4 protein-coding genes are annotated in these 2,365 nt (G+C 30.4%); all 4 read right to left on the minus strand.

What is annotated here, in order from left to right; translation table 11 throughout:
• Window positions 1-128, minus strand: a 128-nt coding sequence (locus VK998_RS00675) for a ParA family protein (protein WP_325224358.1), incomplete at its 3' end; no start/stop codon positions are given.
• A gap of 16 nt (window positions 129-144) precedes the next feature.
• Window positions 145-492 carry a hypothetical protein gene (locus tag VK998_RS00680; protein ID WP_325224352.1) on the minus strand — a complete coding sequence of 116 codons (348 nt, stop codon included), beginning with the start codon at window positions 490-492 and terminating at the stop codon, window positions 145-147.
• Window positions 493-553: 61 nt separating this feature from the next.
• Window positions 554-1,150, minus strand: a complete 597-nt coding sequence (locus VK998_RS00685) for a recombinase family protein (RefSeq protein WP_325224354.1) — start codon at window positions 1,148-1,150, stop codon at window positions 554-556.
• 403 nt (window positions 1,151-1,553) lie between these two features.
• A partial coding sequence (locus VK998_RS00690) for a Fic family protein (RefSeq protein WP_325224356.1) occupies window positions 1,554-2,365 on the minus strand: 812 nt, incomplete at its 5' end.

The raw sequence follows: 2,365 nt of genomic DNA on the forward strand, positions 1-2,365 counted from the left end.
GCTTGTGGATCAAAGTCAATTAATAGCACCTCCTTCCCTTCTTCAGATAATGCATACCCTAGGTTTAATGCTGTTGTAGTTTTTCCTGTTCCTCCTTTTTGATTTATTATTGCAGTTATTTTAGACATGTGAAAACCTCCTTTTTTAATATTCAAGTTCCCATTCTTCCCATCTTTCACCTCTAAGATGTTCTATACAATCTTCTAATGAACTAAATCTCTCTACTAATGTAAGCATTTTGTTTTCTATTGCAATGGATATGTAATCCTCCCCTTCTTTTTTATAAAAGTATCCTAGTAGTGGAAAATCATCAAACCTTACTGTGTCTTTAATTCTTTGATCCAGCCTATCTGTTATTTCAAAAGGTTCATCTATTGATATCTTTTCTACTTCTTTTGCTGTATAGATTTTTTCACTTTTGGTTTCGTTATTGAGTAAGCCTAAGATTTTAGTATCTTTGTTGTAGGTTAGTAGTAAGGAATAATTTTGCATGATTCAACTCCTTTCCATTAAAAAAGAGCCCTTAGGCTCTGGTCGTAAGTAAGTATTAATACTAATCTTTAGTTTTTTTGTATCTAAACTCATTCTGCCTTCTAATTAATGTACTCCTACTAATCCCCATAATCTCTGCAACCTCATTATAACTATATCCTCCACCATTAACTGTCAGCATTCTAAGTGCCTGTTCTATGGTTTTTTTATTAAATTTCCTGGGCCTCCCTTCCTTAAAATAAGGTTTTTCTTTGGCTATTGCCTTCCCCTGTTGGGTTCTTTCTATAATCATAGATCTTTCAAATTCAGAAAATGCAAGTAAATTTGTAACTATAAGTTTTCCCATGGCTGTATCTTCAATAAGCCCCATATTTAAAATATGAATTCTGATTCCCCTATTACTTAACTCATCTATAAGTTCCAATCCTTCCTTTGTTGTTCTACAGAATCTATCTAATTTTGTTACTACCAAAGTATCATTCTTTTGTAATTTGCCTAATAATTTATTAAAAACTGGCCTATCCATACTTGAACCAGTAAATTGTTCTTTATATATTTCTGCATCATGATATCTTTCTAATATTTCCTTCTCCTGTTGTTCAAAACTGTTATTATCTAATTGAGCCTTAGTTGATACCCTAATATATCCATAATTCATAATAAAACCACCCCCTTGATTTGGTACCAAGTTATGATACCACTGTATATATTGATATTACATCCTTTTATTTAAGGTACCAAAACTTAAAAGATATGCTACTAGCTAATTTTAAAGTCTACTCGCTACATTTTAAAATTACTAGTTATATTTTATGTATTCTAATTTTCTCCAACTAAAAAAGGGCACCTGGCCCTTTATAATAACTATTTTATACTTTTTAGATATGAATCTTTCATAAGACATACTGTTATTTTTAAAAATTACTTGTTAAGCTAATTTATTACTAGTTAATTCTTGTTCCTGTAATATCGCTATTTATCAAGCTTTTTATATTTTACTAGTATAGTTACTTGACAAATTTGAAATCTACTCGTCAAATTTTATAAGTAACTATACTTTATTACCTTCTTTCAGAATAATACTTTTGATTTGGGCTTGTGGGTTTCTTCGGAATTGTTAATTTTAAAAGGCCGCCTTTTATAAGTGGGTTTAATATTTTGGTTCTAAAGTACCCCCTATTACTTAGACCCATAAATTCTTGCATTTCACTTCTACTCCTTGGTATTCTACAAAATTCAAGCAAGTCTTCGATTTCTCCATCAGCTTGGTTGGTAGCTTGGTCACTAGCTTGGTTGGTAGCTTGGTTGGTAGTTTGCTCATATAGTGGAATAATGGTTTTAAATACATCTTCTTCTATAAATATAGGTTCTGTACCTGAATATATCATATTATATTTATAAATATTTCTAACTCCAGATCCAAGTTCTTCTACCCATCCTATTTCTTTAAAAAATTTTGCTATAGTAGGATTTTTAGGGTATGGTGAAAAATTCTCAGGATCAATTATTCCATTTCCATGGGGCTTGTTACTATTTTCTGTATAAACCCTATCCTTTTCAATTATAAATTTAGCAGGATATGGATTCGAAAACTCTCTATGAATTAAAATATTAGATATTACTTCCCTAAAAATTTTATCTCTAAGGCTTATTCTTTGATCTCTTTCTAAATAAAATTTGTCATTTAGATGTTTGGCAACAAATTGCATTAGTCTCTCATAGCTATCTATTAAATTAGTTCTAATATCATCTCTATCATCATAGCGATCAACATTCTCCTTACGTAAAATAGCATCAGTTTTATAATGTGGAAGAGCAGATGAAATTAATTCGTCCTTCCCAAGAAGTAAAATACCTGCTAAAGTAATTCCTT

This window comes from Schnuerera sp. (genome assembly GCF_035459645.1).
Taxonomy (GTDB): domain Bacteria; phylum Bacillota; class Clostridia; order Tissierellales; family Tepidimicrobiaceae; genus Schnuerera.